The following is a 6,143-nucleotide window of genomic DNA, read 5'->3' as shown; positions in this document are numbered from 1 at the left end:
CGCGCCCGGAGGGTGACCACGCACGCAGAACGAAGGGTGCGCTCGGCCGTTCTGGACGCGCCAGCGGCCAGGCTGAGTGGGCCCGGCCTCGGCGGGAGCGACGGTCAGCACCACCCACCCAGGCACGACATCGATCTTCCGAACTTGATCTCGAACTTGATCTCGATCTTGATCTACACCCAGTCGACCGTGGGCGTCCGATGGAAGGCGATGCCCGCCTCCTGCCAGCGCGGGGCGTAGGTGGCGACGCGGCGGCGGAACGACTGCCAGTCGCGCGCCGACCTCGGTGACCAGCCGATCTCGGCGATCGCCGGCAGCCTCGGGAACGTCATCGTCTGCACGTCGGCCAAACTGCGCAACGTCTCCGACCACAACGCCGCCTCAACCCCGAGCAGGGCGTGCTCCGGTACGCCGGGCAGCCGGTCGGCCGGATCCCAGTCGTAGGCACGGTCCAGCTCGACACAGCCGGCCCAGTCGAGGCCCAGGCGGAAGTCCGGGTCGTACTTCATGTCCAGGTAGGTGCGGTCGGCGGGCGACATGATCACCTGGCTGCCGGAGGCGACGGCTCGGGCGGTGCCCTCGTCGGCTGCTTCGGTACGCCAGAACTGCGGCACCGCCGTGTCGGGCAGATCCACCGCGGCCATCTCGTGCCAGCCGACGGCCCGCTTGCCGTACTTGCCGACCAGGGGCAGGACCCGCGTCATGAAGGTGCGGTAGTCCTCGGCGGCGGTGGCCTGCGCCTCGTCGCCGCCGATGTGCAGGAACGGGCCGGGGGTCAGGGCCGCCACCTCGCGGATGACGTCCTCGACGAAGGCGTACGTGGTCTCCGACCCGGCGACCAGGGAGCTGTAGCCGACCTCGGTGTCGGTGCGCTGCGCGATCGGCTGCCCGTCGGCGGTCAGCGACGGGTACGCGAACTGCGCGGCGTTGACATGCCCCGGCATGTCGATCTCGGGGACGATCGTCACGAAGCGCTCGGCGGCGTAGCGGACCAGTTCGGTGTAGTGGTCGCCGGTGTAGAAGCCGGGCCCTTCGCCGTCGACGCCGGTGCCGGACTGCCCGCTGACCTCGGTGAGGCGCGGCCAGCCCGCGATCTCGAGGCGCCAGCCCTGGTCGTCGCTGAGGTGCAGGTGCAGATGGTTGATCTTGAAGGCGACGATCGCGTCGATGTACGCCTTGACCTCGTCGACGGTGAAGAAGTGCCGGGCCACGTCGAGCATCACGCCGCGGTAGGCGAACCGCGGCCGGTCGGCGATGCGGCCGCCGGGCAGCGTGCCGTCGTCCCCGCGCAACTGCTTGATCGTCTGGACGGCGTTGAAGAGACCCGCGGGGGCGGGCGCCGTGACAGCCACCCCGCCCGCCGTGATGTCCAGTTCGTAGGACTCGTCGGGGCCGTCCCCGCCGAGCGCGAACCGTACGACGCCGTCCTCCGACAGCGGCAGGCCGAGGAAGGCGGCAACCTCGGCAGCACCGGGGCCCGCCTGGACACGCGTGTCCGCGGTGATCGTGAAGTCCGCGCCGTCGGCGGGAGTCACGGAGACGGGCGCTGGGATGACGTCATCGAGTCGTCGCACGAGCACGACTCTAAATGCTGTTTCCAGTTAATGGCGTACCGCGAGGTCGTGACGTGTGTCGCGGCGGGGCCTGTCCTAGGCTTCGCGGACATGGGGATCGAGATCCGCCGCGCGGCGGTGAGCGACACGGCCGAGTTGCACGACGTGGCGGCCAGGACGTTCGCACTGGCCTGCCCACCGGAGACGACGCAGGCCGACGTCGACGAGTTCGTGGCCGCGCACCTGTCCGTGGCGCGCTTCGAGGAGTACCTGAAGGACGACCTCCGGGTCCTGCTGATCGCCGAGTCGGACGGCGAACCGGTCGGCTACGCGATGCTGGTGAGCGGCCCGATCGCGGACGAGGACGTGCGCCGGGTCGTCGAGCAGGACGGCAGTGTCGAGCTGAGCAAGTTCTACGTGCTGCAGGACCGGCACGGCTCGGGCATCGCGCGGGAGCTGATGGCCGCCACGCTGGAGGCGGCCGCCGCGACCGGCGCGACGCTCTGCTGGCTGGGCGTCAACCAGCTCAACGCGCGGGCGGCCAGGTTCTACGAGAAGAACGGATTCACCGTCCGCGGCACCAAGCACTTCCGGGTCGGCGCGCAGTGGCACGACGACCACGTGCGCGCCCGCCCGCTGGGACACGGCCCACACTAGAAACTCTTCGCAGTGGAGGTCTGGTGAGGGCTCGCTTTGCCGGATCTTTCCGGTGCGCGCGCTTGCTGCCGACGCTTCCGCCGGGCATGGGGTCGGCCGGATTGCCAGGGTCCGGAGTGCCAGGGTCCGGTCGCCAGGGTCCGGGTTGCCAGGGTTCGGTTGCCAGGCGGCCGGGCTGCCCGCTCACCGTCGCTGCCGCGCTCGCGGTGGTAGGACCGGGCGCTATCCCGCCTGACTGACCGCTCCTGGCTACCACGCGCGCGGACAGTGGTAGCTCAGCGCGGCATTTCGGGCCGAATACCGCCCTGGCCCACCACTGCGTGCCTGGTCCTACCACTCACGCCTGCTCCTACCACCGACCGCGCCCCGCCACGGCCACGAGCGGCGGCAACAACAGCGACCAGGCAACCCCGGCGCCTGGCAAACCCGACCGAACCCCGCACCGGCCAAGCGGCACCAAACGGCGACCGGACACCCCCGGACGCCCGGCGGAACCGTCAGAGAGCGCACCCAAGGATGGCCCGACCTACCCCCGAACCCCGAAGGCCCTCAGACCCCGGCGTCGGAGAACCAGGTGCCGGGCTGGAGCGCGCACTCGATGCGGTGCTTGCCCAGATCGCACAGCGGCGGCAGGTCGTCGAGCGCGAACCACCCGACGGCCAGCGACTCGTCGTCGTTGACCCGGGCCTCGCCGCCGACCGCCCGGCACCGGAACGTGATGTCCACGTACTGGACCTGGTCGTCGTTGGGGTAGGTGGTCGCCGGCTGGGTGAGCACGCTGGTGATCCGTTCCGGGACGATGCGCACCGCGGTCTCCTCGTAGACCTCGCGCACGATCGTCTCGGCCGGCTGCTCCCCCGGCTCCATCACCCCGGCCGGCAGCGCCCACCGCCCGTTGTCGGCCCGCTCGCCGAGCAGGATGCGCCCGGCGTCGTCGAACACGACCGCGGTCACGCCCGGCAGGAGCAGCAGCCGGTGCCCGATGTCGTTGCGCAGGTCCTTGATGAACGGCGAAATCGGCATGTCGGACAAGATACGTGAATCAGTCAACCAACGGGCGGACCTCCTCGGCGACGAACCGCAGGAAGGCGTGCAGGTCGGGCTCGTCGGCATCCGGCTCGATGATCACCGAGGTGGCGCCCGCCTCGACATACTCCCGGACGCCGTCGGCCACCGCCTTGGCGTCGCCGGTGCGCCCGCGCGGGTGCGGCGCGAACATGATGATCTTGTGGGCCGGGTCGCCGATCAGCTCCCGCGCCTCGCGGACGCCGTCGGGCGTGACGCTGCTGACCAGGATCGTCGCGTCGGCCAGCTCGCCGGCCAGCTTGAGCGTCTTGGGCCCCATCGCGCCGACCACGATGGGCGGCGGGGTGGCCGGCGGCCAGTCCAGCTTGACCCGGTCGAGCGAGACGTACTTGCCGGTGACCGTGACCTCCTCACCGGCGAGCAGCGGGCGCAGGGCGGAGAGCCACTCGCGCAACAGCGTCAGCGGGGACGCCGCGCGGGCGCCGACCTGACCCATCCACTCCTGCACGCCGTGGCCGACCGCGACGATCGCCCGGTCGCCGAACATGCGGCTGAGCGTGGCGATCTCCATGGCCTCGGCGGCGACGTTGCGGAACGGCACCGGGGTGAGACCGACGCCAACCCGGACGCGCTCGCTCCAGGCCAGCGCGGCGGCGGTCGCGGAGATGCCGCCGTTGAGGAAGCAGTCCTCCCACAACCAGAGCTCCTCGATGCCGAGCGCGTCGGCGAGCTTGACGGCGGCGCGGAGGTCCTCGGGAGGGTTCTGCGGGCGGAAGGTGGCACCGAGCACTGTCATGGTGAACATCCTGCCCGGCGCCTACGACAAAATTCCGCGCAGGATCACGGCGAGTGGGTGGTCCAGCTCTTCCAGATGCGTACGCGGATCCCGCGCGTAGACGACCGCGTCGGCGGGTGCCCCGTCCACCAGTCCGGCCAGTCCGAGGAATTTCCGGGCCACCCAGGAGGCGGCGCCCAGCGCGGTGTGCGCCGGCACCCCCGCGGCCACCAGCGCCCGTACCTCGCCCGCGATCCCGCCGTGCGGGCGCGAGTCGGTGCCGGCCAGCAGCGTCACGCCGGCCTCGGCGGCCGCCGCCACCAGGGGCGGGTGCGCGGCGACCCCGTCGAGGTACCAGGTGCGCATCGGGCTGTTCGGGCGTTCCCGGGCCCGGGCGCCGCCGCCCTCCAGGACGGACAGGGTCGGGGTGAAGGCGACCCGGTTGGCCACCATGCGGTCGAGCGCCGACGCGTCCAGGCCCATCCCGTGCTCCACCGAGTCGACGCCGGCGTCCACCGCGGCCGTACCCCCGGCAAGGTGCTGGGAATGCACCGCCACGCGGCCGCCGACGGCATGGACCCGCTCGGTGACCGCGCGCAACGTCTCGAACGAGAGCGGCTCGGACTCCAGCGTCCAGTCGGCGATGATCTTCGCCCAGCCGGAGCGGGCGGCCTGTGCGGCGGCCAGCTCGGGCAGCTCGGACGGCTCGGCGCGACGGCCCCAGCCGTCGAAGAAGGCGCCGTGCCGGGCGATCCACGGACCGGCGTGCACCGCCCGCGGCACGTCGTCGTCGCGGCCGAACCACGCCGGCGGGTCACCGGCCAGCCCGGGCGAGCGGATCAGCGTGACGCCGCTCGCCACGTGCCGGCGCAGATCGTCGCGCAGCACCGCCTCGTCGAGCGGATCGCCGGGCTGGACCGCGCCGGGATGAGTGTGCACATCGACCAGTCCGGGCAGGACCCAGCCCTCGGCGACCAGTTCGGCGCCGCGGACCGGCTCGGTCGTCCAGCGGTCCCCGTCGGCGTAGAGGTCGATCGTCTCGCCGTCGGGCAGCCCGATCCCGCGTACTCGAAGCACCGTCATGGCCCCACAACCTAGCCCGAAAATGTCGTACCCCGCCGGTAGGTTTTGGGTGCGGATGGGCGCCACGGGGGCGCCCATCCGTCCAATCACGACGGCGCGATCCCCCTGAGCAGCGCCTCGCCCGCGCGCCGCACGGCGTCGGTCAGCTGCGGCGGCGACTCCACGGTGAAGGGCGCGGCGATCGTGCCGAGCACCATCACCGGCCAGTGGAGGTCGTCCACACTCATCCGCAGCCGGCACGATGCCTCCCCGGTCTCCTCGACCGTTCCCCAATAGCCGACGGTCGCCCGCAGCCGCTCGGCCGGCGCCTCGATGAGCACCGACACCTCGTGCCGGGTCTGCACCGACGCGATCCGCGAGCGCAGCCACGTCACCGGGTCGCCACCGGGGATGTCGCGCGGCCGGAACCGCGCTCCGGTCAGCGTCGGCTCGCTCATCCGGTCGACCCGGAAGCTGCGCCAGTCGCCGCGCTCCAGGTCCCACGCCATCAGGTACCAGCGCCGGCCGAGTGACACCAGCCGGTGCGGCTCGACGTGCCGCCGGGTCTCCTCGCCCTCCCGGGCGGTGTACGCGAAACGCATCCGCTCCTCGCCCCGGCAGCCCATCGCGATGGTGGTCAGCGCCGTCGCGTCCAGGGTCGGTCCACCGCCGAAGACGCCCGGGCTGGTCATCGCCTGCAACGCGTCGATGCGCCGGCGCAGGCGGGGCGGCAGCAGCTGGATCACCTTGGCGAGCGCGCGTACCGAAGTCTCCTCGAAGCCGGACACCGCACCCGCCGCCGCCGTCCGCAGGCCGATCGCGATGGCGACGGCCTCCTCGTCGTCGAGCAGCAGGGGCGGCATCGCCGCACCCGCCTGGAGTTGATAGCCGCCGGCGACCCCGCGCGAGGCGTCCACCGGGTAGCCCAGCTCGCGCAGCCGGTCGACGTCCCGGCGCAGCGTCCGCGAGCTGACCTCGAGCCGGTCCGCGAGCTCGCCGCCCGGCCAGTAGCGATGCGTCTGCAGCAGGGAGAGCAGCCGCAGCATCCGCGCACTCGTGTTCGCCATGAC

The 6,143-nt window shown here is 72.2% G+C and carries 6 protein-coding genes; 1 reads left to right on the top strand and 5 read right to left on the bottom strand.

What is annotated here, in order from left to right; translation table 11 throughout:
* Positions 1 to 173 precede the first annotated feature (173 nt).
* Positions 174 to 1,574, bottom strand: a complete 1,401-nt coding sequence (locus QSK31_RS19680; protein WP_285685632.1) for a beta-N-acetylhexosaminidase — start codon at positions 1,572 to 1,574, stop codon at positions 174 to 176.
* A 90-nt stretch (positions 1,575 to 1,664) separates the two neighbouring features.
* On the opposite strand from QSK31_RS19680, the gene QSK31_RS19675 reads away from it, so the two are divergent.
* Entirely contained in the window at positions 1,665 to 2,210 is a 546-nt protein-coding gene (locus tag QSK31_RS19675) for a GNAT family N-acetyltransferase (protein ID WP_285685631.1), read from the top strand.
* A gap of 549 nt (positions 2,211 to 2,759) precedes the next feature.
* Here the strand turns inward: QSK31_RS19675 and QSK31_RS19670 are convergent.
* The 4 genes from QSK31_RS19670 to QSK31_RS19655 form a co-directional block, all read right to left on the bottom strand.
* Positions 2,760 to 3,233: an NUDIX hydrolase gene (locus tag QSK31_RS19670; protein WP_285685630.1), complete on the bottom strand. Its 474-nt coding sequence runs from the start codon at positions 3,231 to 3,233 to the stop codon at positions 2,760 to 2,762.
* Between the two features lie 19 nt (positions 3,234 to 3,252).
* Positions 3,253 to 4,032, bottom strand: a complete 780-nt coding sequence (locus tag QSK31_RS19665; RefSeq protein ID WP_285685629.1) for an LLM class flavin-dependent oxidoreductase — start codon at positions 4,030 to 4,032, stop codon at positions 3,253 to 3,255.
* Between the two features lie 21 nt (positions 4,033 to 4,053).
* Complete coding sequence (locus QSK31_RS19660) at positions 4,054 to 5,094, bottom strand: amidohydrolase family protein (protein WP_285685628.1); 1,041 nt, start codon at positions 5,092 to 5,094, stop codon at positions 4,054 to 4,056.
* An 86-nt stretch (positions 5,095 to 5,180) separates the two neighbouring features.
* A complete protein-coding gene (locus tag QSK31_RS19655) occupies positions 5,181 to 6,140 on the bottom strand; it encodes a helix-turn-helix transcriptional regulator (RefSeq protein ID WP_285685627.1) in 960 nt (319 codons plus the stop codon).
* Between the last annotated feature and the right edge of the window lie 3 nt (positions 6,141 to 6,143).

This window comes from Actinoplanes sp. NBRC 103695, from assembly GCF_030269485.1.
Classification (GTDB): domain Bacteria; phylum Actinomycetota; class Actinomycetes; order Mycobacteriales; family Micromonosporaceae; genus Actinoplanes.
Note: the sequence above shows the minus strand (reverse complement) of the source record. Positions and strands in the feature narration are given on the sequence as shown.

Excerpts from the sequence above, each read along its gene's own strand:
- QSK31_RS19675 (WP_285685631.1), top strand. The coding sequence starts at position 1,665 with ATGGGGATCGAGATCCGCCGCGCGGCGGTGAGCGACACGGCCGAGTTG.
- QSK31_RS19670 (WP_285685630.1), bottom strand. The coding sequence starts at position 3,233 with ATGCCGATTTCGCCGTTCATCAAGGACCTGCGCAACGACATCGGGCAC.
- QSK31_RS19665 (WP_285685629.1), bottom strand. The coding sequence starts at position 4,032 with ATGACAGTGCTCGGTGCCACCTTCCGCCCGCAGAACCCTCCCGAGGAC.
- QSK31_RS19660 (WP_285685628.1), bottom strand. The coding sequence starts at position 5,094 with ATGACGGTGCTTCGAGTACGCGGGATCGGGCTGCCCGACGGCGAGACG.
- QSK31_RS19655 (WP_285685627.1), bottom strand. The coding sequence starts at position 6,140 with ATGGCGAACACGAGTGCGCGGATGCTGCGGCTGCTCTCCCTGCTGCAG.